Origin of the sequence: Vibrio sp. TBV020 (assembly GCF_046056895.1) — a bacterium.
In the GTDB taxonomy this organism is placed as follows: Bacteria; Pseudomonadota; Gammaproteobacteria; order Enterobacterales; family Vibrionaceae; genus Vibrio.
Genome location: NZ_JBEEAQ010000003.1, coordinates 810,934 through 836,783 on the forward strand (window position 1 = coordinate 810,934; position 25,850 = coordinate 836,783).

The following is a 25,850-nucleotide window of genomic DNA, read 5'->3' on the forward strand; positions in this document are numbered from 1 at the left end:
ATCTTTCATGTTCTTCAAAAGGAAAAATATAAACCCAGAGCTGCAACAGAAAGTCGCTGAAGCTGAACAGGAACAAGTGCAGCAACAGTCTGCTTCTGTCATTGATGCCTCGTCCTCAGAAGTTCAAATTTCAAAAGAAGGTGCGGAATCTTTTCAAGAACGTAAACGGTTAGAGGCTGAAGCCAAAGGGCATGCAGTTGAAGAAGCGAAGAAGCAATTAGAGTTAGAGCTGTCAGTAAAGCACTATTACCATCAGCGCCTTCTCGAAACCTTAGACTTGGGGCTCTTGGCAAGTTTAGAGAATGAAAGAGCGAAGAAAGAGCTGCATGATGCGATAGTACAATTAATGGCTGATGACCAAACCCATGCATTGAGTGCAGAAGGACGCAAACGGGTTATCCAACAAATTGAAGATGAGGTCTTTGGTTTGGGGCCTTTGGAGCCATTACTTAATGATGCAACAGTGTCGGATATTCTGGTTAACGGTCCTAAGCATGTGTTCGTCGAACGGCGAGGTAAGCTTGAACTGACCCCATATACGTTTCTCGATGAAAGGCATTTAAGAAATATCATAGACCGAATTGTTAGTCAGGTTGGTCGCCGTATTGATGAAGCTTCACCTATGGTAGATGCTCGCCTAGCTGATGGTTCTCGTGTTAATGCGATCATTCCACCGCTCGCACTCGATGGTTCTTCCGTCTCAATTCGTCGTTTCGCGGTTGAGAAGTTAAATATGGATAACTTACTTAACTTTAACTCTCTTTCTCCTGAAATGGCTAAGTTCGTTGAAGCAGCTGTCACTGGAGCAATGAATGTCCTTATTTCAGGTGGTACTGGCTCCGGTAAAACCACCACGCTTAATATTTTCTCTAACTTTATTCCTGCAGATGATCGCATTGTCACCATAGAAGACTCGGCAGAATTGCAACTCCAGCAGCCTCATGTGGTGAGACTAGAAACGCGTCCCGCCAATTTGGAAGGAAAAGGGGAGATCACTCAGCGAGATCTAGTCAAAAACTCGCTGCGTATGAGGCCCGATCGAATTGTTCTTGGGGAGGTGCGTGGCGCAGAAGCGGTCGATATGTTAGCCGCGATGAATACTGGTCATGATGGATCTCTGGCTACGATTCACGCTAATACGCCGCGTGACGCTCTGTCTAGGGTTGAGAACATGTTTGCCATGGCAGGCTGGAATATGAGTGCTAAAAACCTTCGCTCGCAAATCGCCTCAGCTATCCATTTGGTTGTACAGATGGAGCGTCAAGAAGATGGTAAGCGGAGAATGGTGAGTATTTGTGAGATCAATGGCATGGAAGGCGAAATCATTACGATGTCCGAAATCTTTAAGTTTCACCGTAAAGGAATGGATGAAGAGGGGAATGTATTGGGTCATTTTACGGCGACTGGAGTGGTGCCTCAATGTCATGACCAGTTATCGAAAAAAGGTCTGCCTTTGCCGTTCGACATTTTCAATGAGTCAATCTCATAAAGGAGGAGGTTATGCAGCAGGATGCGACGCTCTTTTTTATTTTACTCTTTTTCGCCGTGGTGTTTATTTCTCAGGCGTTAATTCTTCCTGCCGCTGGTAGTAAAGCCAAACACAAAGAGCTATCAGAACGACTGAAAGAATCTCAGTCAAAGCTTGATGAAGAAGCTCGCTCATTGCTGCAAGAACACTATTTAAAAAGTCTCACCCCATGGGATAGAAGGTTAGTCAAAATCAATGCGTTCTCGTCACTGAAAAAAATGATCGAGTTGTCTGGCTATGATTGGAGCTTAACGCAAACTTTGCTCGTCACAAGCAGTTTGTCTGTTAGTGGTTTTCTAATTGCACTATTAATTGGCCAGCCTTTTTATGTTGGTTTAGCAGCGATCGCCGGTGTATGGGTCTGCTTGTATTTCTGGTTAGGTAAGAAGATCTCAGACCGACTGTCTGCGTTTGAAGAGCAGTTACCTGAAGCGCTAGATATCATGCGTCGGATGTTACAAGCTGGCCAACCTGTGACCCAAGCATTCAATGAGGTTGGGTTAGAGATGCCAGCGCCTATCGGCGTTGAGTTTAAAAATACGTTTAACCTTCTTAATTATGGTTATGACATGAGAATGGCCATTATGCAGATGGCAGAGCGCACCCCGACCGTATCTATGCTCGCATTTTCAAGTGCGGTGATTTTGCAAAAGGAAACGGGGGGTAACCTTTCTGAGAATTTAGAAAAAGTCTCTAAAGTGCTACGTTCACGTTTTAAATTGCAGCGAAAAATCAAAACGCTCTCTGCTGAAAGTCGTCTATCTGCCTGGATTTTGGTGTTATCACCTTTCATTCTTTTTCTCTTTCTTAGCGTCATTAACCCGGGCTATGTGGAACCTCTTTATACCGACCCTAGAGGAATGAAAATTGTCAGTGGTGGGATTGTGAGTCTATTTATTGGTTCATTATGGATCCGAAAAATTATCAACTTCGAGGTGTGATATGGAATCAATATTCGATCTAATCTCATCTTTTGAAATTGAGGAACAGACGTTCTTTCTAGTCATTATCATGATTGCGACAGTTCTGCTCTGCTTCACGTTTTCATTACTTCTCATCAGCTCTAAATCGCCGTTGAAGAATCGTCTTGCTCGCCTAAAGGACTCAACTCGCGCAGATACGCTGAAAAAAGGTAGTCGCCTAGAGAAATCTTTAGAGTCGTTAGCGCCTGCGATGAAAACACCTAACTCGAAGGAAAGTGAGAGCATTAGAGAAAAGCTAATGCATGCGGGCTATCATGACGCGAGTGCTCTAACCTTTTTCTATGCAATGAAAGGGGTTGCTCTGGTGGTCGGCTTTTTAATGGCGGCGAGCATTTACTTTTTTGCTCCCGAAATGTCGATGCGTAACGTAGCAATGATCGCCAGTATCGCTTTTGGTCTTTATAGCCCGAATGTTGTTTTGAGTATGATGGTGGATAAAAGACAGTCACGAATTCGTAGCGGGATACCTGATGCGCTAGATTTGCTGGTGGTTTGTACGGAATCAGGGCTTGGTTTTAACGCAGCACTTAGACGAGTTGCCGATGAACTGACGATTTCGCACCCTGACTTCGCTGATGAGTTAGATACGGTTTGCGTCAAAATCAATGCAGGTGTCGAGATGTCGGATGCATTTAATGATCTCATCAAGCGGACCGGCTTATCAGAGATTGCGGGCCTAGTGACGATGTTAGCCCATGCCTCTCGTATTGGTGGCAGCTTGTCACAAACACTGCGTGAATATACCGAAGATTATCGAGACAAACGCAATCAGGAAATTGAAGAAATTGCAGCGAAGATTCCAACAAAAATGATATTCCCACTGTTGATCTTTATTTGGCCTTGTTTCTTTATCGTTGCGATTGGGCCCTCTATGTTGCTATTCACCTCGACGATGGGAAATTAAGGACAGGTTATGAAAGGATTTAAAGTTGCCACCATCACTCTTACTGCACTGTTATTGGCTGCCTGTGCATCGCAAGAACCAAGTCTTGATACCTCCTTATACGATGGCAAGCCGATAGATACGCTCTCTTCGGAAGAGCCTGCTAAAACCGAAAAAGAAGCCATAATGCGAGGTGACACGGCACTCGGAGCAGGTAATGTCGACTTAGCCCTATATGAGTATATTCGCTCACTCTCATTTGAAAATGGGCAGTTTAGAGATCGTTCTTTGTATAACATTGGCCGAATCCACCAGTCACGTAATAATCTTCCTTTGGCTGATAAAGCCTATAGTCTAGCGCTCGAAGAAAACCCAAATAATGTTCAAGTGTTAGAACAGCTAGGGTCCATTTACAGTAAAAATGGCGACATCAATCAAGGTAAAAGCTATTTCTTACGAGCAATCAATGCGGATCAAATTCGCTTTGGTAGCAGCGAAACACTAGTCAGTAAAGACCTTAAAACGTCCAAAGATGTTGCTGAATTAAAGAGTGATGCCAACTCGCCTGAATTCGCTTATATGGGGATGGGGGTGATCGCAGATCTGGAAAAAGATCACTCACTTGCACAGGCCTTCTATAAACAGTCATTAAATATCGAACCGAACTCATCTAAGACGCTAACCAATGTTGGCTATTCGTTTTATATGTCAGGTGATTACCGAAAAGCGCAGAGATTTACTCTAGAAGCACTCGATAAAGATTCTAGCAATGACAAAGCGCTTAACAACCTTGCTTTGATCTATTTGGCGAAAGGGGAAATTACTCGAGCAATCAATGTATTTTCGCGTCACATGGATAAACCGGAAGCCCTGAACAATGTTGGGTACTTCTTAATTCTGCAAGGCAAGCCAGATCAAGCCATTCCTTATCTTCAACAAGCGATTGATACCAAAAGTACCTACTACAAAGTGGCGAACGAAAACTTAGAAAGAGCGTTAGCGTTAGTGAGAGAGGGAGAAGTCTCTGACAATTAATAGCAAAAAGGGAGAATATGATTCTCCCTTTTTAATTTTGACACTAGCTTGACGTTAAACTAGGTAACCACTCAGAGCACCAACCGTCATAAAGAGCGCGACCATCCAAACAATTGGCAGTTTTTGATGTTTCAGCAGATAGAAGCCAATTAGAACAAATGAAATGTCCCAAGCGCTCATTACTGCACTGGTGAACACCGGTTGATATAGTGCTGCGACAAGTAAGCCTACTACCGCAGCATTAACGCCATTGACTGCCCCTGATACCTTCGGATTTTTTGCCAGTGATTGCCAGTTCTTTAGTACCCCTAGCAGCAACAAGAAACCAGGTAAAAATACAGCGATAGTTGCGACCAATGCTCCAACAATTGGTGATTGAGGCATAAGCTCATAGCCGATATAAGTAGCAAAAGTAAACATAGGGCCAGGTACTGCTTGCGCGGCAGCATAACCGGTTAGGAACGCATCTTGACTTAGTTGGTCACCAACAATGTTTTGAAGTAATGGCAGAACAACATGACCGCCACCGAAGACTAAACTACCAGCTTGGAAGAAGTCGTTAAATAGACCGAGAGCAGGTAGTGCTGTAGCAGCGAAAGGTAAGCCGACCAATAGCAGTCCAAATAGGGCTAAAGGCAAAATAGATGGCTCAAACTTTCCGTCATAGTTTTGCTCTGATGTGCCAAGAAATTTCATACCAACGGCCGCAGCTGCGAGTAAAACAAAGATTTGAGTAGAAATGCTCGGCGCTACCAACAACGCGACTGCCGTTATTAGACACAAGCTAACCGAAAGCTTTTCTTTACAGAAGTTCTTATACATTCCCAATGCAGCGTCCGCCACGACAACCACGGCCAATAGTTTCAATCCATGGACAACGTTTTGGAATAGTGTGCTCTCGGTAACTTGGCTACTTAAAATAGCCAGTGCCAGCATGATTAGTACTGATGGCAGTGTGAACCCCAAGAATGCCATGCATGCACCTGGTAGGCCTGCACGTTTATAGCCTACGGCAAACCCAACCTGACTGGAGCCAGGTCCCGGTAAGAACTGACTCAAAGCGACAATTTGGGCGTACTCCTTGTCATCAAGCCACTTGAGCTTCTCAACAAAAGTATTACGAAAGTAGCCAATATGCGCTGCAGGGCCACCAAAGCTTATCCAGCCTAGCAGAAAAAAGGTTTTAAAAATGGACAACATGGTCACGTTACTCGATTAACAAATACTGCCAATACTGTAATGAATGAACTAAAATGACTCAAATTGATAGTCTTAATATATATTATGAATCAAATGGGATGGGTGGTGAAAGAGTTTAATTGGAAAGGGATAGACCTTAATTTGCTGGTGGCGTTTCAAGCCCTTTATCAGGTGAATAGTGTTAGCCTTGCAGCAGAGCGCTGTTTTGTCAGTCAGTCTGCGATGAGCCATACCTTGCAGAGAATGCGAACTTTATTTGATGATCCGTTGTTCGAGCGAGTAGGAACAAAAATGGAACCTACTCAGCACGCTCAAGACATTGCTCCCATCATCGATCAACTGCTGGCTAATATTAAAAATGAGCTGTTGGTGAAGAAACATTTCTCACCGAGTACTTATTCTGAAGTCTGGAAAATTGGTCTTACGGACTATGCCGAGCAACTGTTTGCTCCCTTGATTTATGATGCAATTAAGTTGCAATCACCAAGCTCTCAAGTCAGCTTTTACAACGTCAATCGAAGTAATTACGTTGATATCGCAGAGTCTGAATCTCTTGATGTTGTTATTGGTAGTATTGAAAGCCTCAATCGTCGTTTTTTATCCGAGCACCTTTATACTGAACAACACCTATGCTTATTTGACCCTACTGTCGTTCAAGTTAGTGAGCCTATGACCATTGAATCGTTCGTTTCTGTTGAGCACGCTCTGGTAAGCCCTGATGGTAGTCTGCAAACGCAAGTAGACAATAGGTTAGCTAAACTGGGCGAAGAGCGTCGAGTTGGGGTTGCTTCACGTAACTTCCTGACTATTCGCCGCTTATTGTTAGGACGTCAACTGGTGTGCCTTGTACCTAAACGTTTTGCGGAAATGGAAGCGTATACTCACGGCTTAAAAGCGGTGGCTTCTCCAATCGAGATTCCTGATTTTGATATTCGCTTACTCTCATTCAAAGCTCATCAATATGAAGAAAAGAACCGTTGGCTGCGCAGTCTAGTTTCCGCCATCGTTAAGTAGTGACTCAAGGCTTCAATGGAGTTTCGATACAGTTATAACCTAGCCAGAATTGTGTTTTGGGAACATCCCCCTGTTCTAACGTTGGATAATTGGCAAATCGCTGGTAACTTCGATAATTGATGGCACTCAATATGAGAATAGAGAGCACACATAATGTAACGCGATGAGGTAAGCCTAATGGGAGGATTTGTCTATTTTTTGGTATCCTTTGGGCGATATGAGCCCAGTAAAGTGCGAACGAGATAACCGCGAGTAATTGACTGAGTGGTGAGTCTAAAACGCCGGATACTAAACTATAAGCCAACCCAGACAACAGTGATACGCCAAATACTAACGTGGACAGTTTTTGGACTTTAGGTAGTTGGTAAAGAATAGAAAAACCGGCGCCAATAAAAGCGATAGCAGGTATAACTCCCCAGTGAACGAGTATGTTCAATAGAAAGTTATGTGGTCGGCCAAATACTTCGCTGTCACAAACAAATGCATCGGCACCGTGTCCCCAGAATGTGCTCATCTCCCAGGTTTCGAGCCAAATTTGAACTCGGCCAGAGCTGCCTGTTCGGATAGTGTGCCACTCTGCTGGAATACCTAGAATAAAGCTAGGCATAGGAGATAGAATCAGCAATTTGAGAGTAATACCCGCAATTGTACTTTGCCACAGTAGCCGCCACCAAAAATGGCGATTTGAGTGATTAATCACCATTAGTAATACAAAGGCTCCAATGACTGATATAGCCTCGCCTCTGGCGTCTGTGGCGACGATAACGGTGAAGCACAAAACTAATAGCAGTCGCTCTGGCCAAGAACGTTGCTTTCTACGCAGTTTAATCAGCGCTAAATAGGCGATAGGGATGACCAACCAAACATGTATTTGGTTGATAAAGCGTGCGTTGACAAAACCAAACATCGAATGAATATTGACTGGCAACCCATGAGCTAACCAAGTCCAGTAACCAGCAAAAACACTGAGCATTAGAAACACACTCATCCACATCAAATACTGCAAAACTCTTAGCTTTTGCGAGTATATGGTTTGTTTAAGTTGCACGGCTAGAATAAAAAGACCCAGCATATATAGCAGCTGAAGTGTTGCGGCGGGTTGATACTTTCCGAAAGCAGTTGCCAATAATGTGAACACTAAAAAAGTAATCAACAGAATGCGGTTGTGAGTTTGAAGGTGCTTGTATTCATAATGAATTGCAATTGAGGTTTGTTTAGAAAAACAGCAAAGAAGCATGGATAGCGATAAGATCAAAATGATAAATAATCGCTTGCTGTCGTAGAGTAGAAAAGGTTCATGACGAGGAATAAATAAGTTGAACGAAAACACAAGCAGTCCAAGTAAGCTGAGTATGAGTAAAGCAGCGAATGGAGAGGGGTTTTCCTTCATACAGCATCTATCTGTTTATATTGACCTTTATCTAGTTTAGGAGAGTTTTCAGAGCACGCCCTTGAAACAATAAAAAAAGCTGCCATTTGACAGCTTTCTGAATTTTTCAAACAGTGGTTTACCCGACTCTCAATCCATCACTATCAAATAAGTGACAGTCCGACGCTTTGCAACTGAGTGACATTTTCTGGAATTTTGTCACTTCCTGATCGCCTGGAAGGTGAACTTTAAAGCCGTCTACTCCACATGCTTGACCAAACATATAAGTGCTGTTGCCCAATCGCTCGACAACTTCACTCTGAAACTCAAATTGCACATCACTCGACAGGCCAATTTCTAGATGCTCGGGACGAATACCGAGTGTAATTTCTGAACCTGATGGAAGTGGTTGCTTAACCGCAGGGAGTGAGAATAGGGTGCCATCTTCACTGACGACTGTGAGTGTCTGATCGCTGGAGACTTCCACCTTAGTAGGAATGAAGTTCATTTTAGGAGAGCCAATAAAACCTGCAACAAATTCATTTTGAGGGCGGTGATACAGTTCAAGCGGAGAACCAACTTGTTCAACGCGGCCATCACGAAGCACAACTATCTTGTCAGCTAATGTCATGGCTTCAACTTGGTCGTGTGTTACGTAGATCATTGTGTTTTGCAGATCTTGATGTAACTTGGCGATTTGGAGGCGCATATCGACACGAAGTTCAGCATCTAAGTTGGAAAGAGGCTCATCAAACAGGAATACTTTTGGGTTTCGAACAATGGCACGGCCAATCGCTACACGTTGACGCTGGCCGCCAGAGAGCTCTTTGGGTTTACGCTTCAATAAATGGTCAAGTTGGAGTGTTTTCGCAGCGCTATGGACTTGTTTTTCGATAAGCTCTTTCGGGTGTCCATTCATTTTCAGGCCAAATCCCATGTTCTCTTCAACCGTCATATGCGGGTAGAGAGCGTAAGATTGAAAGACCATCGCAACGCCGCGTTCAGCAGGGTCGACATCATTAACCAGTTGTTGATCGATGTGGATCTCTCCATCACTTATTTCTTCAAGGCCAGCAACAAGTCGTAATAGCGTTGATTTGCCACAGCCAGACGGGCCGACAAAAACCACAAACTCACCATTCTCTATTTCTAAATCAACACCGTGAATAGTTTGTACGTCACCGTAACGTTTGATGACCTGCTTTAAGCTGATGTCAGCCATATTTACTCCTTGCCACATGGCGAAAAACTCATTTCATGAGCGAAATATGTTCGATTGATAACTCTTGATTTCGCTTTGTCCATAAAACATACGCGTTTGAGATGATTTTGTTACCAGTTGTAATTCAATAGTTGATCCCGATCATGGTTAATTAACGAAAATTCCCCAGTTTTGTGGAAACGTTTACAAAATTGATTTGTTAGAGTGTATTAAATCATCAGGATTATTAATATGTGAACATAGATTAGACAAAACTTCATCTTTCGGCCTGTTTTCGTCTACTTTTTTAAAAGTGGGTTGGATTATATAAATCTGAAGGATGTGACAAGGAGTCACACAAAATGGAGCAATCTGTGAAAACGATATACCCAGAAAACCGTCTACCCTCAGCGAGACGAAAAGCTCGGGTAAGCGCAAAGCTCTCACCATGGCTATTTCTAGCTCCTGCCATGGCCATTTTTTCTATTTATGTGATTTATCCAATACTAGACAGTATTTGGCTGAGTTTCTTTGAGTGGGATGGCCTCGGCGAGAAAACGTGGGTGGGGTTGGACAACTATCGTGAGCTGTTTGATTCAGAGGCGTTCTACACATCATTAAAGAACAATACCCTCTGGTTAGTCTTCTTTATGTTGGCCCCGCCAATTGGTTTGGCGATTGCGCTTTTTCTTAACCAACAGGTCAAAGGCATTCGAGTTGTTAAATCTCTATTCTTCTTCCCATTTGTTATTTCTCAAGTGGTTGTCGGTTTAGTGTTTGCTTGGTTTTATGACCCTTCATTTGGCCTATTCAATATGCTGCTTGGCGCGTTTGGCGCTGACCCTATCTCTATTCTTGCTGATGAAGACTACGTCACGTATGGGATTATTGCGGCAGGTTTATGGCCACAAATTTCATACTGCATGATCTTGTATCTCACAGGCTTAAATAACCTTGACCCTGAGCAAATTGAAGCTGCTCGACTTGATGGTGCAAAGAAATGGCGCATGCTTTGGTATGTCGTTATCCCTCAGCTAAGACCTGCCACTTTCATTGCCATCGTCGTGACGGTGATCGGTGCGCTGCGTTCCTTTGACCTAGTTGCAACCATGACGGCTGGTGGCCCGTGGGGCAGTTCAACCGTACTTGCCTACCAAATGTATGAAGAATCAATTTTTAACTACCGTATGGGCTATGGCGCTTCAGTGTCTGTTGTGTTGTTCCTCATCATGGATGTGTATATCGCTTACTTCTTATGGCGTATGTTGAGGAGTGAAAAATAATGTACCCACAACCGATTCAAAAAGCAGGACGCTTTGCCAACATCAGCTACCGAGTTGCGTTGCCAATTTCCATTGTGATGTGGCTGCTACCATTGATCGCAGTGATGATGACTTCTGTACGTGGTATTGAAGATATCAACACAGGTAACTACTGGGGATGGCCGACAGAATTTAAGTTTATTGAAAACTACACCCAAGTATTCACGTCAACCTCCATGGGTGAGTACTTAATCAATAGCTTACTGATTACTCTACCAGCAGTGGCCGGTGCAGTTGCCCTATCAACATTGGCAGGATTTGCGCTCGCTAAGTACAAGTTTAAAGCCAATATTTGGATTTTTGCGATGTTTATCGCTGGTAACTTTGTCCCGTTTCAGATCTTGATGATTCCTGTTCGTGACCTAACGATTAGCTTTGGCTTATACGACTCACACTGGGCACTTATCTTTTTCCATGTCGCTTTCCAAGCCGGCTTCTGTACGCTCTTTATGCGTAACTTCATTGTTGGTATTCCTGATGCGTTGATTGAGGCTGCTCGAGTGGAAGGTGTCACAGAATGGAAGATTTTCTGGCATGTCGTGTTGCCTTTGGTTCGCCCTGCACTAGCTGCGTTGTCGGTATTGGTCTTCACTTTCATCTGGAATGACTATTTCTGGGCATTAGTGCTTGTTCAAAGTGATGAAGTTCGCCCTGTGACTGCAGGCCTGAGTTCACTGAAAGGTCAGTGGTTGGCGTCATGGCAGTTTATCTCGGCGGGTGCCATCGTTGCGGCAATTCCTCCGGTGGTGTTGTTCTTCACGATGCAGCGTCACTTCATTGCAGGCTTAACGCTTGGTGCGACAAAAGGTTAATTTTCAGTGAGTCAGCCATACTGCTCCCGTGCTGACTCGCTCTTTTAGGTAAGTTTATAAAAACAACAATTGGACCCATGAGCCGATGCTCACAAACAAGGACCTGAATATGAAATACGTGAAACATCTTGCTGCTTCCGCAATTCTCGGGGCAACTCTGTCTACCTCAGCTTGGGCTGGCACTTTGGTTATTAACTCTGACCAAGCTGACCCTGCGCCGAAAGCGGCTTGGCAAGAAATTGTAAAACGCTTTGAGGCGGCTAACCCTGATATTACTGTTGAATACAACCTCTACGATAAAGAAGCGTACAAAACAACGATACGTAACTGGTTGGTGACATCACCACCGGATGTGGTTTTCTGGTATGCGGGTAACCGAATGAAAACGTTCGTTGATCGTGGTTTACTGGAAGATGTAAGCGATATTTGGGCTGAACAGAATATGACCCAAGATTTTGCAGCAGCAGCACCTGCGATGACGGTTAATGGCAAGCAATATGGTGTGCCTTACACTTACTACCAATGGGGTGTTTACTACCGCAAAGACTTGTTTGATAAATACGGGATCGCTGAGCCAAAAACATGGGAAGAGTTGAAATCTGCATCCGCAACACTTAAAGAGAACAACGTGGCACCGTTTACCATCGGTACTAAGTATCTTTGGACTGCAGCGGGTTGGTTTGATTACATTAACTTACGTACCAATGGTCTAGGTTTTCACATTGATCTTATGGACGGCAAAATCCCTTATACCGATGATCGTGTGAAGAAGACGTTTGCTAACTGGGCGGAGCTTGTTGAACCAGGTTACTTCCTCGATAACCACGCATCTTATTCATGGCAAGAAGCGCAGCCATTCCTATACAACGGCAAGGCAGCAATGTATCTCATTGGTAACTTCATCACGCCTAACTTCCCTGAAGATATCAAAGATAAGATGGGCTTCTTCCAATTCCCAGTGATCGATCCTGCAGTTCCAATGGCAGAAGATGCACCAATGGATACCATCCATATTCCTGCTAAAGCGAAAAATAAAGAAGATGCACGTCGCTTCTTAGAATTCGTCGCTCAGGCTGAAATTCAGCAGTTGATTAACGAGTCTATCCTACAGATTCCAACGAACAACAAAGCTAAAGCCGCAAACGACCCATTCTTGAACAAAGGCGTAACTATGCTTGCTGAAGCACAAGGTACTGCTCAGTTCTACGATCGTGATACCGATCCTGCAATGGCTAAAGAAGGTATGAAAGGGTTCCAAGAGTTTATGGTTAAGCCTGAACGTATCGATAAGATTCTGAAAAAACTAGAGAAAGTGCGTCAACGTACGTTTAAGTAATATGAACTACCGATCTTTGTCAGTAAGAGTCATTACGTAGTTGGAAAGATAAAGATTGGTATCCTTTCAGAGCGCAACTTACTCCTAAATCTAGGCGGAAGGTGCGCTCTCTTTACTGCAAAGCCTAATCAATAAAGGTGCTGTGATGAGAACTTTTGCCCAAATCATGGCGGCGCGCGAGTGGGAAAGCCAACATGTGGTCCACCATAATGTGCTGTCAGCTCATGCTCCTCTTCATGCTTACCATAGTGAGCACTCTGCTTTACATCAAACTGAGTCGAATAACCAACTTTGTCTCAATGGTTGTTGGCAATTCTCCTTATTTGATAGACCAGAGTCTGTGCCAGAAGAGTGTATTCGTGAAAGTTTTGATGACAGCAATTGGAGTACGATTGAGGTACCAAGTAACTGGCAATGCCAAGGCTTTGATAAGCCAATCTATACCAATGTGAAGTACCCCTTTGCGGATACACCTCCCATGGTGCCCAATGAGAATCCGACTGGCGTCTATCGCCTGAGCTTTGATTACTTCCCTAACGGTCAACAGACAACAATAACCTTTGATGGGGTGAATAGCGCTTTCCATTTATGGTGCAATGGTTCATGGGTTGGTTACTCACAGGATTCCAGACTTGCGGCGGAATTTGATTTGAGCAAAACACTTCGTGAGGGAGAAAATCAGCTAACTGTGATGGTACTGCGTTGGAGTGATGGCTCTTACCTAGAAGATCAAGACATGTGGTGGCTCAGTGGTATTTTTCGCGATGTCACATTGACGAGTAAGCCTTGTATCCATATCCGCGATGTTGAGGTGACGACTCTTCTCGATAGCAGTTATCGAGATGCCCACTTGAATGTTACCACTACGCTTTCGAAAAAGAATTTACCTTACCAGGTGAAAGTTGCACTTTATGATAGTGAGCAGAAACTCATCGCAGAACAGCTCGCACAACCTGGCATTGAGTTTGTCGATGAAAAGGGAGCTTGGTGCGATAAGGTCAATCACAATATAGCTGTATCAGAGCCGAAAAAGTGGAGTGCTGAATCCCCGTACTTATATCGCGTAGTCGTGAGCGTGATTGATGATCAAAGCGAACTGCTCGATTGTGAAGCTTACTCTGTGGGTTTTCGACAGGTGGAGATTAGCCAAGGGCAACTCAAATTGAATGGGCAACCTCTTTTGATTCGTGGTGTGAACCGCCATGAACATCACCCTGAGTTGGGCCATGTGATGACTCGCGAAGGCATGATTGGCGACATCAAACTACTCAAACAGAATAACTTCAATGCAGTACGTACTGCCCATTATCCCAATCATCCACTTTGGTATCAGCTTTGTGATGAGTATGGCTTGTACCTAGTGGATGAAGCTAACATTGAAACTCATGGTCAGTTTCCTATGTGTCGATTGTCTGATGACAGTGAGTGGTTAAATGCTTACATGCGCCGAATGACACGATTGGTTGAGCGCGACAAAAACCACTCCTCAGTAATCATTTGGTCATTAGGGAATGAGTCAGGCATTGGTAATAATCATCATGCAATGTATCAATGGGTCAAACAGAGAGATCCATCAAGGCCGATTCAATACGAGGGGGGCGGTGCAATGACGGCTGCGACCGATATTATTTGCCCTATGTACGCACGTGTCGATTGGGACTTGCCTGTGGTGGCGCATCAACCTGAGGTGACCCCTCGTGTGGGTATCAAAAAGTCTATCGCTTTACCCAATGAGCAGCGACCATTAATTCTATGCGAGTACGCACATGCGATGGGAAATAGCTTAGGTAGCTTCACCAACTACTGGCGAGCATTTCGAGATAACCCAAGGCTACAAGGTGGCTTCATTTGGGATTGGGTCGATCAAGGGCTGAGCAAAGTTGATGAGCAAGGAGAGCACTTCTGGGCATACGGCGGCGACTTTGGTGATGAGATTAACGATCGTCAGTTCTGTATTAATGGATTAGTTTTTCCTGATCGTTCGCCCCATCCAGGGCTGTATGAAGTGAAAAAAGCGCAGCAGTATTATCAATTTGAGTTGATTGAACAGTCACCTTTAACGGTAAAGGTCACTAGTGAAAACTTGTTTACCTCGAGTGAAGGGGAGTCTTTTCATTGGACTCTATTAGAAGATGGCAATGCGATTGATTTTGGTGTGGTTGAGTTGCTAGTGGAGAGTCAAAACAGCGTTGAATTTCGTATCGAAAACAGTACCCCAAGAAAGAAAGTCGGTGCTCGCTACCATCTTAATATCGAAGTTGTCCTGAACAAAAATACGTTATGGGCAAAGGCTGGGCATGTGACAGCAAGTGAGCAGTTTGAATTGAAAGTACAGCCGCATATTGTTTTGCCAAATACCAAGGAGCAGTGGAAAGCTAATGTTTCTGATAGCCCTGAAAAGCTTTTGGTCTACAGTGATCTTTTTGCTATTGAATTCGATAAGACAATTGGCGCTATCTCAAGCTGGTTGGTTAACGACAATGAAAAGCTATCACAACCGATTCTGGACAATTTCTACCGAGCCCCGCTAGATAATGATATTGGAACCAGTGAGGCAGATAAGCTCGACCCCAACTCATGGTTTGCCCGTTGGCAAGGGATTGACCTAGCAAACCTGAAGCGTGAAGCGATTGATTTTGAGTGGTTTGAACACAAGAATGGTCTCAAAGTTGAGTGTCGTTTAGCATACCTACAAGCAGGAGCGACCTTACTTGTGTCCACATGGAGTTACCTGATTAGTCAAGATGGTGAAGTATCGGTTGATGTTGATGTGGAGTTAGCTCATGGACTGTCACCATTGCCGCGTATTGGTCTTGAAGTGGCGCTTTTTGATCATGATAGGCATGACCATCGAGAGCCAGTCAGTTGGTTTGGTCGAGGTCCTCATGAAAACTACCCAGACAGAAAAGATTCGGCTCATATTGGTCGTTACCAATCTTCGGTTCAGCAAATGCACACCAACTACATTTTCCCATCAGATAACGGGTTGCGTTGTGATGTGAGTGAGGCTCAGGTTGGTGAGTTGACCATTAAAGGGGACTTCCATTTTGCGGTCAGTGAGTTTAGTCAGTCTAATCTGGCGGCAGCAAAACACACTAATGAATTGACCAAACAAGACGCAATCTTTGTTCGTATCGATGGCTTCCATATGGGCGTCGGTGGCGATGACTCTTGGACACCAAGTGTGCATAAAGAGTATCAGTTGAGTGAGCGACGTTATCGCTATCAAGTTACCTTAAGTTTCAATGTGTAGGAGTCAATTGATGAGCCAATTTATTCAGCTTCACAGTCACACTGTCTCTGTGATTATCAAATTGTTTCCAGCGCCAGAGCTACTCTATTGGGGAAAGCGTATTGCCGAACTCAAGTCGAATCAGTTTGAACAATTGGAACTAAGTCAGCGCAGAGCAGTTCCGCAGGCGCGTTTGGATCATGATGTTCCTTTAACTTTGTGTCCTGAACTCGGACGGGGCAGTTTCGGGTCGTCGGGGATTGAAGGCCATCGTAATGGGCTAGCAAGTATGCCAAGGCTTGAATACCTTTCGCATACCCAACAAGGCAATCAAGTTGAAATACTGTGTCAAGATGGTACGGCTCAGCTGTCACTGTTGATACGTTTGAATTTAGATTTGTCAGGGACGCTCAGCAAGCAAATCACGTTGACCAATTTAGCGAAGCAGGAATATACGTTAAACAAACTTGCTTTGACCTTGCCAGTACCACGTCGGGCACAAGAGCTTGAGAGTTATCATGGTCGTTGGAGCCGAGAGTTCCAAGCGCACCGCCAGACGATTGAGCATGGTTCGTGGGTAGTTGAGAACCGCCGAGGCCGTACCTCTCATGAATATTTCCCTGGTTGCCTGCTGGGTAGCTCCAATTTTAGTGAGCAACAGGGAGAAGTTTGGGGTTTCCATCTTGCTTGGAGTGGTAACCATCAATGGCGCGCTGATGTAAAAAGTGATGGTAGACGTTTACTGCAAGCGGGAGAGTGGCTGATTCCCGGTGAAGTGATACTTGCTCAAGGTAAGTGCTATACCACGCCAGAGCTTTTAGCTACCTATAGTCCAAAAGGTATTAATGGTATTCGTCAGACTTTCCATCGCTATGTGCGAGAGCAAGTGTTGTCGTTTGACTCACGAAAAGTAAGGCCCGTTCATCTCAATACTTGGGAGGGGATCTATTTTGACCATGATCCCGAGTATATATGCCAAATGGCGACACAGGCTGCGGCGATCGGTGTAGAGCGTTTTATTATTGATGATGGCTGGTTTAAAGGACGTAACGATGATAAATCGTCCTTGGGCGACTGGTCGTTGGATACCGCTAAATACCCGAATGGTCTACAACCTATAATTGACCATGTTAACTCATTGGGTATGGAATTTGGCATTTGGGTCGAGCCTGAAATGGTTAACCCTGACTCTGACCTTTTCCGAGAACATCCAGACTGGTTACTCGCTGCCGAAGGGTATGAGCAACCAACAGGACGATACCAATATGTCTTAAATCTACAAAACTCAGACTGCTTTGATTATCTGTATCACTGCTTAGATACGTTACTGGCAGAGAACAATATTGGTTATGTAAAGTGGGATATGAACCGCGAGCTCGTCCAACCTACTCATCAAGGACGAGGTTCCGTTCATGGGCAAACACTGGCGCTGTATCGCCTAATCGACAAGTTGGTTGCTGCGCATCCTAACGTCGAGATTGAGTCCTGCTCTTCCGGTGGTGGTCGTGTTGATTATGAAATATTAAAACGCACTTATCGCTTTTGGACATCCGACTGTAACGACGCATTAGAGCGTCAGACCATCCAAAAACACATGGGGATCTTTTTCCCGCCAGAAGTGATGGGAGCACATATTGGGCCATATCATAGCCATACTACTCGAAGAACGCATGATATTAACTTGCGAGGCTTAACGGCATTAAATGGTCATATGGGTGTGGAGCTTGATCCGGTGAAAGAGACTGAGGATGAGAAACAGGCGTTTGCTAAGTATATCGCTCTGCATAAACAGTACCGAGAACTGCTTCATTCTGGGCAGAGTTTCTACCTTGATTCTAGTGATAAAACACGTTTGGCCTATGGGGTGACAAAAGCTCAACAATCGGTAGTAACTGTGTGTCAGTTGGCGATGCCAGATTATGCGTTACCAGAACCACTACTGCTCGAAAACCTCGACCGTTCAGCTTGTTATAAAGTGACGCTGGTGGATTATCCGCAGTCGAGTAAGCAATTGATGAAAACCAGTGAAAGTTGGTGGGATGAGGGGCAGTTAATAGTGACAGGTGAATGGTTAATGACACTTGGATTGAGTTTGCCGATTTTAGACCCAGAGTCATGTATGTTAATCAGCATCACAGAAGTTGAAAATAACTAGCAATAAGGGCTAAGCGTAGACTTAGCCCTTTGTTTGTGATCATGTCTGAATGAGTAAAGTTACTCGCTATCAGTAAAGAAGTCGTTGTACAGCATGTATAGGTGAGCCGCACTCCATGAGAAGTTAGGCGCGCCTTGTTGTGCACCGGTGAGTGGGTTGTAGTTTTCACGGATAGGACCATCTTGAACCAAGCCGTCGGCATGGTTGAAGAAGTTCGTGGCCATTTCTACAGCTTCATCTCGGTAACCGTACTTTTCCATGCCTTTTAGGCCAAAGTAAAGTTGGTCTACCCATACACGGCCACGCCAGTAGATGTCTGGACCAAAGGCTGGGCTTGAAAGTGCAGCCGTACCCAGTGGCACGTATGAGTTAAACTCTTGAGTGTCTTTCATCACTTTGACCACGGCGTCAGCATGTTCTTGAGTCGCCGCACCGTTGAATAGTGGCGACCAACCTTCAGGGCCTTTACCACGTTCTACGATTGGTTTACCCGCACAGCCATTAGCCAGTGGTTTACTTTCGATACGGATGTCATAGAAGAAACCAGTGCTTTCATCGAACATACAGGTGTTGATGTAGTTCGCCAGTTTGTCAGCTTTCTCTGTAAACGCTTTTGCTTCTTCATCTTTACCAAGAATAGTCGCCATTTCAGCAAGATATTGGTTGTCACTAAACATATAGCTTGCCTGATCGACAGACTCTTGCATCAATGAATAACCAAGTAGAGTGCCATTTTGTGAGCGATTTTGGGCAAAGGCTACATCCCAATCGCTGCGTTTTCCACCATTGGCAACATACTGCTCTAGCTGGTCTGCATCAATGAAACCAAAGACAGCGGCATCATCACGGCCTGATTCCCATGAAGCTGCGGTTTGGGCTGGAATCTCAATATGATCGTAGTGACCGTTTTTGATGATCTCGTTGTACTGTTCAAGGCCAGAAAACGTTTGTTCTGACTCGCCACGTTTAACGGTAAACAGCATTTGGCCACTCGGTGTATTGTGGGCTTTGTCACGCGCTGCGCCGTATTCAGGAACACCATTACCATTATGGTCACGGTTACGAAGCCACCAGTTATGATAGGCAACCAGCTTAGGGTACATCTCCTCTAGCCACGCCTTATCACCCGTGGTTTTATACACCTCCATCACTGACCAGGCCGCAAGACTTGGTTTTGTATTACGCTCGTTCCAGTTGCCACCGTCGCTACCGCGTTCTGGACTTAAGTTGTATGCTAGTAGATCTGGTACGTAACCTTCATCCCAAGGACGCACGGCATCATCTGCTTGAATTTGGTACGCAAACATCGCGCGAATATTATCTTTGGCAACCTCAGGGTTGAAGTGTGCCATCGCATAGGCTTGTTTCCAGGTATCCCAAGGCCATGTTTGGTTGCCTGAGAACCAACGAGCAGTAACAGATGGGGTGACCGAATCAAACTTCATCGCGCCGGCTACACCGCGCCAGTTACCATTGAGGGTCTCCATTGCTTTTACTGCAACGCGTTCTTGAGCGGGTGTGGCGTTGGGATTAGTCAAGCCACGCTCGAGATATGTTTCCCAGCGTTGCTCTGAGGCTTGTAAGTATTTGTGTGGGTTGGCCAGAACATCAGCAATTTTCACTTGCTCTGCTTGGTTTTCTTCTGCGGTCAATACGTGAGAATAAGTGGTGTAGAAGGTCGTTGAGCTTTCAACGTTCGCGGTTGAAGTAAACGTATGGCCGTCGATCTTTGTGTCTGTCGGGATCGATTTATGGATCTGGTATTCTGAATCGCCAGAGGTCAGTAGTGACCAAGTCGCTCTGACTTTACCAAACGTAACTGTTATGCCGTCGTCAGTCGCAACTAGTTTGCGATTATAGTCTGGGTAAGCTTGGTCGATGGTCTTATCGGATTGTGCTGTGCCTTCTTTTGCATGGTATTTTTCAAGCAGTTCGCCATCCCACACTAACTTAAGTGGTTCATCGGAAGTAATCTTAGTTTCAAGTAGCGAGGTACGATTTGTTGCAAATCGTAGTGTCATTTCTACCGTCACATCGTCTGCTGTGAGTGTTTGTACCAATGCCCCAGGAAGACTGTAAGCCTCCATTTCAAACTCAACTTTTTGACCTTGTTTGAACACGCTCAGGCGGTCAAAGTTGTTGGCCATAAAGTTGATGTATTCTTCAGTAAGCAGTGCGGTACCTGGAAATCCCCCCATACCTTCAGGACCATCAGGTAACAGGTGACCGTGCCATGCACCGTTGTCAAAAAATGGATTAAAGCGCTGATGGTCATCAAAATCGTAGTCACGCATGTATTCAGGAGAACCAGTGCGGTCGATGATATTTTTAAACTCATTGGCTTGTAGATCATGATCTGAGTGTTGGGTAGAGCTACAACCTGCGAGTGCGAGGCTAGAGCCGACAGCAAGAGCTAGAAGTGTTTTACGTAGGGTCATTTCGGGTTCCTTTAATGGCAGACCTCATATTTGTTGAGGCTATTTTATCGCTCTACATACTGTTGAGTAATAATGGTTGGGTAAAAGTGTGATCTTAATTTAGTAAAACTTTACTTATTTATTATTGAGAGATTTAGACGTAAAAAAGGGCACTATAGAAGTGCCCAATTGGTCATAGAGGGAATGAGTAACTTAAGCTTGAGTTGCTGGTTTAGCTTCTGGTGCTTGAGTCTCTTTCAGTGCTTGCTTCTTCTCAAAGCGAGAGATCCACCACCACGCTAGGCCAGAGAATACAGCTGTCATAAATACGTTGATGAAGAAGGCTTGAACCAGGTCAACACCTGTTGGGAATGCTGATGCTGTCATACTTACCACGAAGATAGTGATTAGAACAGATACTACACCCATACCTTGCTTACGTGTGCCCATGCGGAAATCACGTGGCGTGTCATCATGCTTCAGACGGAATACGAAGTACGCAGCCATGATGAAGATTGGTGGAAGCATTGCTGTACCGGCTGTCAGGTTGATTGCAGTGTTCATCATCTCTTGTACAGATTCAGAACCGAAGCCATTCACAATTAGCATTACGAATACGAACGCAAACTGCCACCATGCCGCACGAACTGGAACGCCGTGTTCGTTAAGCTCAGTTGTCTTCTCGCCGTAAACGCCTTTTGGAATTTCAGAGAAGTGAATTTTAACTGGTGCAGCTGTCCACATCATCATAGAGCCAAACATCGCAACGAATAGTACGATACCGACAAAGCGACCGACTAAACCTTCAGAGATGTTGAAGTACTGAGCCATACCAGTGAAGATTTCAACCATACCACCAGCGTACGTTAGGTCTTCACGAGCAACGAATACGTTTACTAGTAGTGAACCAAGTGCGTACATAGAGCCGATAGCGATACCTGCGCCGATGATTACCTTGATGAATGACTTGTGGCCGCCTTTAACATCGTTTAGGTATGCCGCTGCTGTTTCCGCACCGCCGGCAGCTTGGAAGATCCAACACATAATACCTAGTGTTGCCCAGTTAATAGTCGGGGTCATTGCTTCTAGTGTGATTGGTTGTACAGGCTCATGGTTACCACCTAGTGCCATGAATGCGCCTATAACGTAGATTGCGAATAGAGCGAATACACCGTAAGCAACGATCTCAGATATTTTGCCCAACCAAGATGCACCTTTAGTCGAGATGTGAGTTGCTGCAGCAAACAGAACAATTGAAATAGCAGACGTCACCATAGGAGAGAAGGCGTACTCGTAACCCAGCATAGCGTAAGATGCGTAGGCAATTACGTTTGGCAGTAGAGATACAAACCAGAATAGGTTAACAAACCAGTATAGGAATGAACCAAGGTAAGCAGCCTTAGTACCTAGTGGTTTTTTTAACCAGTCGTACATACCAGATTCTGAGTTTTTATTCGCAGATACGAACTCTGCGATGATAAATACGAACGGGATAAAGTAGACAAGGGTTGCTAACAAAAAGATGGGTGCCGAGCTTAAGCCCAGTTCGATGTTGTTATTGACGATGTTACGAACGTTAAATACCGCCGCAAACGTCATGGATAGTAGGGCGAATTTGCCTAACTTACCGCGTACAGATTCAGACATAATGTCCTCCGGTTTCACTGAATATGGTTGCTTCAAACTGTGTATTGAAGCTTTTTATTTCGATGGGCCAGATCCTTATGTCCGGCCCGTATTTTATCTGGTAACTGATAGATGTGTTATTTGTTTAAGAAATAACCGTCTTCAATTGTGACCTTAAGCACAACCTTGCGGACTCGGTTGTCGCCATGGAAACGGTAGGCCTTGCTGTTGTCGAAGATAGCGACTTGGCCTTCACAAAGTTCGCGTTTTTCACCGTTACCAATTAGGTATTCACGGTCGGTTTCATCACGGTAGCCTTCAACCAGCTCTAGCTGAGATTTGTCTGCAAACTCAACCGTTTCGCGGCCTTCAAGGTAGTAGTGCACATCGAAGTAGCGGCGGTGGCCTTCAAAGGTTTCTGTATTGCGGGCAATGCCGTCTTCAATCATGTAAGCGAGTGAATCACCGATGGAGTGCATGACGCCACCTTTGATATTGCCAATATTCTCAATGGCTTCTACACAGCGATTCCATTTACGACCATCGCGGTAAACTACTTTGAACTGCTCTAAGCTCTCTAACACGATCATGGGTTATGCCTCGTTTGCTGATGTTGAAGTTGTAAAGAACGCGTTGCCAAAGTCATGCGCTGCCAATGCTTGGGCATTGCAGTCACCTGCTTGTAGTGGCATCAAGGTTAAGCCGTAACGGAACTCGTCCATGTATACACGGTAAGAGTCGAGCACTTCACTACCCCAAGAGTTTGAGCCCAGCCCCATTAGTTTGTGGTCAAGGTTTAGGGTGATGTAGCCACTCTTCTCTAACTCAATAGTGTGTTGAGCTTCGTGTAGATTTTGGTTGGTGTAGAACCATGCGCTGAAGTTCAGTTCCTGTTGAGGTTTCACTAATAGACCCGTACCGTTACGGTTGGTCAGAGCTGCCCAGCGAACGTGCTGACGGTTGCCGTTGTTTTGCGGGAATGGGTAGTTTTCGAACATGTCAGCAACTGTGCTTTGGTAAACATCGATCATGTTTGCCTGTTTACTGTCTTGGTAGTTCTCTTCTGGGCCGCGACCGTAGTATTTAACTTGGTCAAAATCACCGTTGATACCTAGGTCTAAACCAATAACTGGTATCACGTGTGGATAGTCACCGTAGCGTTCACCGCTTAATTCGATATTCAGTTGGCCTTCGGCATTGATTTGGTAGCGATATTCACAACGCATACCGAAATCAAATACTGGTGGCGCAATAATGCTGGTGGTGGTGATTTCGATTTTGCCATCCACTTGCTCAACGTCGAGTGTACGGAAGTGCTCTTGCATGATTTGCAGGTGTGCAGGCTCCCAGTAACCATCATGTTCTTGCTTATGGTTATCGATCATCGGCTTGAAGAAGTTTAGTTTAGGCTCAGACTTAATAAGTTCTTCGCCATTGACTAGCCATGAGGTTAGCTTGCCGTTTACTTTCGAGAAGTTCAGCGCGAAGTTGTTACCTTTAATAAGGTAGGCAAGGCGGCTCTCTTCAATATTAAGTTCAGTCGCGTTGCGATTTACAAATGCCTTTTCAGTGGCAGTGCTTTGTTTTAGTTGGTACTGGTAAATTGCGATGTCGTGGTTCGCTGCGCTGTACAGAGTGCGAGAGTCTTTACGTACAGTGAAGTTAATAAATACTTCACGTTCATCAAGCTCAGGGATTGCGATTTCAATTTCACGCTCTGAGTTTGCCGCTAGGTTTTCGACTTTGAACTGAACGCTACGTAGTGTCTCACCTTCAGCGCGAATATCTGCCGTGATGGTGTAGTCACTTAGGTCTGTGAACCACAGTTTGTTCTCAACTAGGAACTTACCAGCTTGCTCGTCAACCGCACGAATCTTCACTGGTGCAATCACTTGCTTGTATTCTTTTAAACCTGGACCAGGTGTTTGATCTGGGTAGACTAGACCATCCATACAGAAGTTGTAGTTGTTCGGGTAGTCACCGTAGTCACCACCATACTTGTAGAATGTCTCGCCTTTTTCATCACGTGCTAGAATGCCGTGGTCACACCATTCCCAAACGTAATGGCCTTGAATGTGGTCGTGTTTGTAGAACACATTTTGGTACTCCGTTAAACCACCAGGACCGTTACCCATTGCATGAGCATATTCACAGATGATGCGTGGTTTCTCGTGCGGGAACTCACCAAAGTAATTCATCAGTTGAGCGCGTGAGTACATGGTAGAGATAACATCAACCACTTCCGCATCACGGTCTTCTTCATAGTGCACCAAACGCGTGTCGTCGATAGCTTTGGTTGCATCGTACATAGAGCGGATATTGCAGCCGTGACCACTTTCATTACCCAATGACCACATGATGATTGAAGGGTGGTTTTTCTGAGCGTGAACATGACGTTCTGCACGGTCGACAAATACGGCTTCCCATGCTGCATCATTAGTGATGCGGTCCAGATCGCCTACGTTAGCAAAGCCGTGGGTTTCTACATCTGTCTCAGCCATTACGAATAGGCCGTAGATATCACATAGCTCGTAGAAGCGAGGATCATTTGGGTAGTGAGCAGTACGGACAGAGTTGATATTGTGCTGTTTCATTAGCACGATGTCTTTTTCAACGCGATCCATACCCACTGCGCGACCTTTTAGGTGATCGTTATCGTGGCGGTTTACCCCGTGTAACATTACGTATTGGTTGTTAATGTAGAACAAACCGTCACGGACTTTGATGTCACGGAAGCCAACACGTTGTGGGATGATTTCAAGCACATTGCCAAGGTTGTCCTTTAAAGTTAAGACAAGTTGGTAAAGGTATGGGTTTTCAGCGGTCCAGTGAATTGGGTTTGCCATTTCAATTGCAAAGTTTGTTTGCGCATTGTTGTCGACGGTCAAGTTGTCACATGAGCCTTTTGCAACAACCTGACCTTGATCGATAAGTGCGTATTCAAGAGCGTAACCAGAGGCTTGCATTGTTGATAGGTTTTCCAGTTCAACTTGGCAAGACAGTGTTGCAGCAACGTAGTCGTCAGCAAAATCGGTACGAACAGCCAGATCTTGAACGTGAACTTGCTCTTTACCCACTAGGTAAACGTCACGGAAGATGCCCGCAGTCCACCACATATCTTGGTCTTCGATGTAAGTAGAATCAGCCCACTGCATTACGCGGATAGAAAGCAGGTTATCGCCTTGCTGAACAAACTTAGAAATATCGAACTCAGCAGTAAGGCGGCTACCTTTACTGAAGCCAACGTACTCTCCGTTTACATACACTTCAAAGTAAGTCTCAACACCGTCGAATTTGATGATGGTCTGCTTATCGTTCCAGTTTTCACCGAGAGTGAAAGTTCGTTGGTAAGCACCAGTTGGGTTATCCGTTGGCACAAACGGAACATCAATTGGGAATGGGAAACCTTCATCTGTGTACTGAAGGTCGCCGTGGCCTTCCATTTGCCACATGTTTGGAACCGTAATTTGGCCCCACTGTTCCATTTTTTGTGAATAAAACTCTTCAGGAACCAAAATAGGGTTGGTGAAGTAGTTGAAGTTCCATTGACCGCTTAACAGCATAAAGTGGCTACTTAGCTCACGCTGAAAAGTTTGGGCTGTCTTAACTGAGTCGTATGAGAAGAAGTAAGCACGTGGTGCCATACGGTTCTCATGTAGGTGAAGGAAGTTTTCCCAGTTGTTCACGTTTATTCTCCCTCGGCTAGCGATGCCGACGTTCTAATCAAAATGCAGCTC

Annotated in this window: 17 protein-coding genes; 10 read left to right on the forward strand and 7 right to left on the reverse strand. The window is 44.9% G+C overall.

Annotation, left to right across the window (positions count from 1 at the left end):
- Positions 1-7 precede the first annotated feature (7 nt).
- From AAFX28_RS11760 to AAFX28_RS11775, 4 genes are read left to right on the forward strand one after another with little or no spacing between them, the layout of a single operon-like run.
- Entirely contained in the window at positions 8-1,489 is a 1,482-nt protein-coding gene (locus AAFX28_RS11760; protein ID WP_408687861.1) for a CpaF family protein, read from the forward strand.
- An 11-nt stretch (positions 1,490-1,500) separates the two neighbouring features.
- Positions 1,501-2,469, forward strand: coding sequence for a type II secretion system F family protein (locus tag AAFX28_RS11765; RefSeq protein WP_408687863.1), 969 nt, complete (start codon positions 1,501-1,503; stop codon positions 2,467-2,469).
- 1 nt (position 2,470) lies between these two features.
- Positions 2,471-3,415, forward strand: a complete 945-nt coding sequence (locus AAFX28_RS11770) for a type II secretion system F family protein (protein ID WP_408687864.1) — start codon at positions 2,471-2,473, stop codon at positions 3,413-3,415.
- A gap of 9 nt (positions 3,416-3,424) precedes the next feature.
- Positions 3,425-4,429, forward strand: a complete 1,005-nt coding sequence (locus tag AAFX28_RS11775) for a tetratricopeptide repeat protein (protein WP_408687865.1) — start codon at positions 3,425-3,427, stop codon at positions 4,427-4,429.
- Between the two features lie 54 nt (positions 4,430-4,483).
- Here the strand turns inward: AAFX28_RS11775 and chrA are convergent, their stop codons facing one another.
- Positions 4,484-5,629, reverse strand: a complete 1,146-nt coding sequence (gene chrA / locus AAFX28_RS11780) for a chromate efflux transporter (protein WP_408687866.1) — start codon at positions 5,627-5,629, stop codon at positions 4,484-4,486.
- 105 nt (positions 5,630-5,734) lie between these two features.
- On the opposite strand from chrA, the gene AAFX28_RS11785 reads away from it, so the two are divergent.
- On the forward strand, positions 5,735-6,643 hold the full coding sequence (locus AAFX28_RS11785) for a LysR family transcriptional regulator (RefSeq protein ID WP_408687868.1): 909 nt from the start codon (positions 5,735-5,737) through the stop codon (positions 6,641-6,643).
- A gap of 4 nt (positions 6,644-6,647) precedes the next feature.
- Here AAFX28_RS11785 and AAFX28_RS11790 read toward each other — a convergent pair whose 3' ends face one another.
- Together AAFX28_RS11790 and AAFX28_RS11795 are read right to left on the reverse strand one after the other, a co-directional pair.
- Entirely contained in the window at positions 6,648-8,033 is a 1,386-nt protein-coding gene (locus AAFX28_RS11790; protein WP_408687870.1) for an O-antigen ligase family protein, read from the reverse strand.
- 118 nt (positions 8,034-8,151) lie between these two features.
- Positions 8,152-9,234, reverse strand: a complete 1,083-nt coding sequence (locus AAFX28_RS11795; RefSeq protein ID WP_408687872.1) for an ABC transporter ATP-binding protein — start codon at positions 9,232-9,234, stop codon at positions 8,152-8,154.
- A 341-nt stretch (positions 9,235-9,575) separates the two neighbouring features.
- Between AAFX28_RS11795 and AAFX28_RS11800 the strand changes: the two genes are divergently transcribed.
- The 5 genes from AAFX28_RS11800 (at position 9,576) to AAFX28_RS11820 (ending at position 18,070) form a co-directional block, all read left to right on the forward strand.
- A complete protein-coding gene (locus AAFX28_RS11800) occupies positions 9,576-10,496 on the forward strand; it encodes a carbohydrate ABC transporter permease (protein ID WP_408687874.1) in 921 nt (306 codons plus the stop codon).
- Entirely contained in the window at positions 10,496-11,347 is an 852-nt protein-coding gene (locus AAFX28_RS11805) for a carbohydrate ABC transporter permease (protein WP_408687875.1), read from the forward strand. The genes AAFX28_RS11800 and AAFX28_RS11805 overlap by 1 nt, the downstream gene beginning before the upstream one ends.
- Before the next feature lie 109 nt (positions 11,348-11,456).
- Complete coding sequence (locus tag AAFX28_RS11810; RefSeq protein WP_408687877.1) at positions 11,457-12,683, forward strand: ABC transporter substrate-binding protein; 1,227 nt, start codon at positions 11,457-11,459, stop codon at positions 12,681-12,683.
- A 145-nt stretch (positions 12,684-12,828) separates the two neighbouring features.
- A complete protein-coding gene (locus AAFX28_RS11815; protein ID WP_408687879.1) occupies positions 12,829-15,936 on the forward strand; it encodes a beta-galactosidase in 3,108 nt (1,035 codons plus the stop codon).
- Between the two features lie 10 nt (positions 15,937-15,946).
- Positions 15,947-18,070, forward strand: coding sequence for an alpha-galactosidase (locus AAFX28_RS11820; RefSeq protein WP_408687880.1), 2,124 nt, complete (start codon positions 15,947-15,949; stop codon positions 18,068-18,070).
- A 59-nt stretch (positions 18,071-18,129) separates the two neighbouring features.
- Here AAFX28_RS11820 and ygjK read toward each other — a convergent pair whose 3' ends face one another.
- The 4 genes from ygjK to ebgA all read right to left on the reverse strand — a co-directional run bounded on the left by ygjK (position 18,130) and on the right by ebgA (position 25,799).
- Positions 18,130-20,508: an alpha-glucosidase gene (ygjK, locus tag AAFX28_RS11825; protein WP_408687882.1), complete on the reverse strand. Its 2,379-nt coding sequence runs from the start codon at positions 20,506-20,508 to the stop codon at positions 18,130-18,132.
- 192 nt (positions 20,509-20,700) lie between these two features.
- Complete coding sequence (locus tag AAFX28_RS11830; RefSeq protein WP_408687883.1) at positions 20,701-22,134, reverse strand: amino acid permease; 1,434 nt, start codon at positions 22,132-22,134, stop codon at positions 20,701-20,703.
- A gap of 116 nt (positions 22,135-22,250) precedes the next feature.
- On the reverse strand, positions 22,251-22,703 hold the full coding sequence (locus AAFX28_RS11835) for a beta-galactosidase subunit beta (protein ID WP_408687885.1): 453 nt from the start codon (positions 22,701-22,703) through the stop codon (positions 22,251-22,253).
- 3 nt (positions 22,704-22,706) lie between these two features.
- Entirely contained in the window at positions 22,707-25,799 is a 3,093-nt protein-coding gene (gene ebgA / locus AAFX28_RS11840; protein ID WP_408687887.1) for a beta-galactosidase subunit alpha, read from the reverse strand.
- Positions 25,800-25,850 lie beyond the last annotated feature (51 nt).

Excerpts from the sequence above, each read along its gene's own strand:
- AAFX28_RS11760 (WP_408687861.1), top strand. The coding sequence starts at position 8 with ATGTTCTTCAAAAGGAAAAATATAAACCCAGAGCTGCAACAGAAAGTC.
- AAFX28_RS11765 (WP_408687863.1), top strand. The coding sequence starts at position 1,501 with ATGCAGCAGGATGCGACGCTCTTTTTTATTTTACTCTTTTTCGCCGTG.
- AAFX28_RS11770 (WP_408687864.1), top strand. The coding sequence starts at position 2,471 with ATGGAATCAATATTCGATCTAATCTCATCTTTTGAAATTGAGGAACAG.
- AAFX28_RS11775 (WP_408687865.1), top strand. The coding sequence starts at position 3,425 with ATGAAAGGATTTAAAGTTGCCACCATCACTCTTACTGCACTGTTATTG.
- chrA (WP_408687866.1), bottom strand. The coding sequence starts at position 5,629 with ATGTTGTCCATTTTTAAAACCTTTTTTCTGCTAGGCTGGATAAGCTTT.
- AAFX28_RS11790 (WP_408687870.1), bottom strand. The coding sequence starts at position 8,033 with ATGAAGGAAAACCCCTCTCCATTCGCTGCTTTACTCATACTCAGCTTA.
- AAFX28_RS11795 (WP_408687872.1), bottom strand. The coding sequence starts at position 9,234 with ATGGCTGACATCAGCTTAAAGCAGGTCATCAAACGTTACGGTGACGTA.
- AAFX28_RS11800 (WP_408687874.1), top strand. The coding sequence starts at position 9,576 with ATGGAGCAATCTGTGAAAACGATATACCCAGAAAACCGTCTACCCTCA.
- AAFX28_RS11805 (WP_408687875.1), top strand. The coding sequence starts at position 10,496 with ATGTACCCACAACCGATTCAAAAAGCAGGACGCTTTGCCAACATCAGC.
- AAFX28_RS11810 (WP_408687877.1), top strand. The coding sequence starts at position 11,457 with ATGAAATACGTGAAACATCTTGCTGCTTCCGCAATTCTCGGGGCAACT.
- AAFX28_RS11815 (WP_408687879.1), top strand. The coding sequence starts at position 12,829 with ATGAGAACTTTTGCCCAAATCATGGCGGCGCGCGAGTGGGAAAGCCAA.
- AAFX28_RS11820 (WP_408687880.1), top strand. The coding sequence starts at position 15,947 with ATGAGCCAATTTATTCAGCTTCACAGTCACACTGTCTCTGTGATTATC.
- ygjK (WP_408687882.1), bottom strand. The coding sequence starts at position 20,508 with ATGACCCTACGTAAAACACTTCTAGCTCTTGCTGTCGGCTCTAGCCTC.
- AAFX28_RS11830 (WP_408687883.1), bottom strand. The coding sequence starts at position 22,134 with ATGTCTGAATCTGTACGCGGTAAGTTAGGCAAATTCGCCCTACTATCC.
- AAFX28_RS11835 (WP_408687885.1), bottom strand. The coding sequence starts at position 22,703 with ATGATCGTGTTAGAGAGCTTAGAGCAGTTCAAAGTAGTTTACCGCGAT.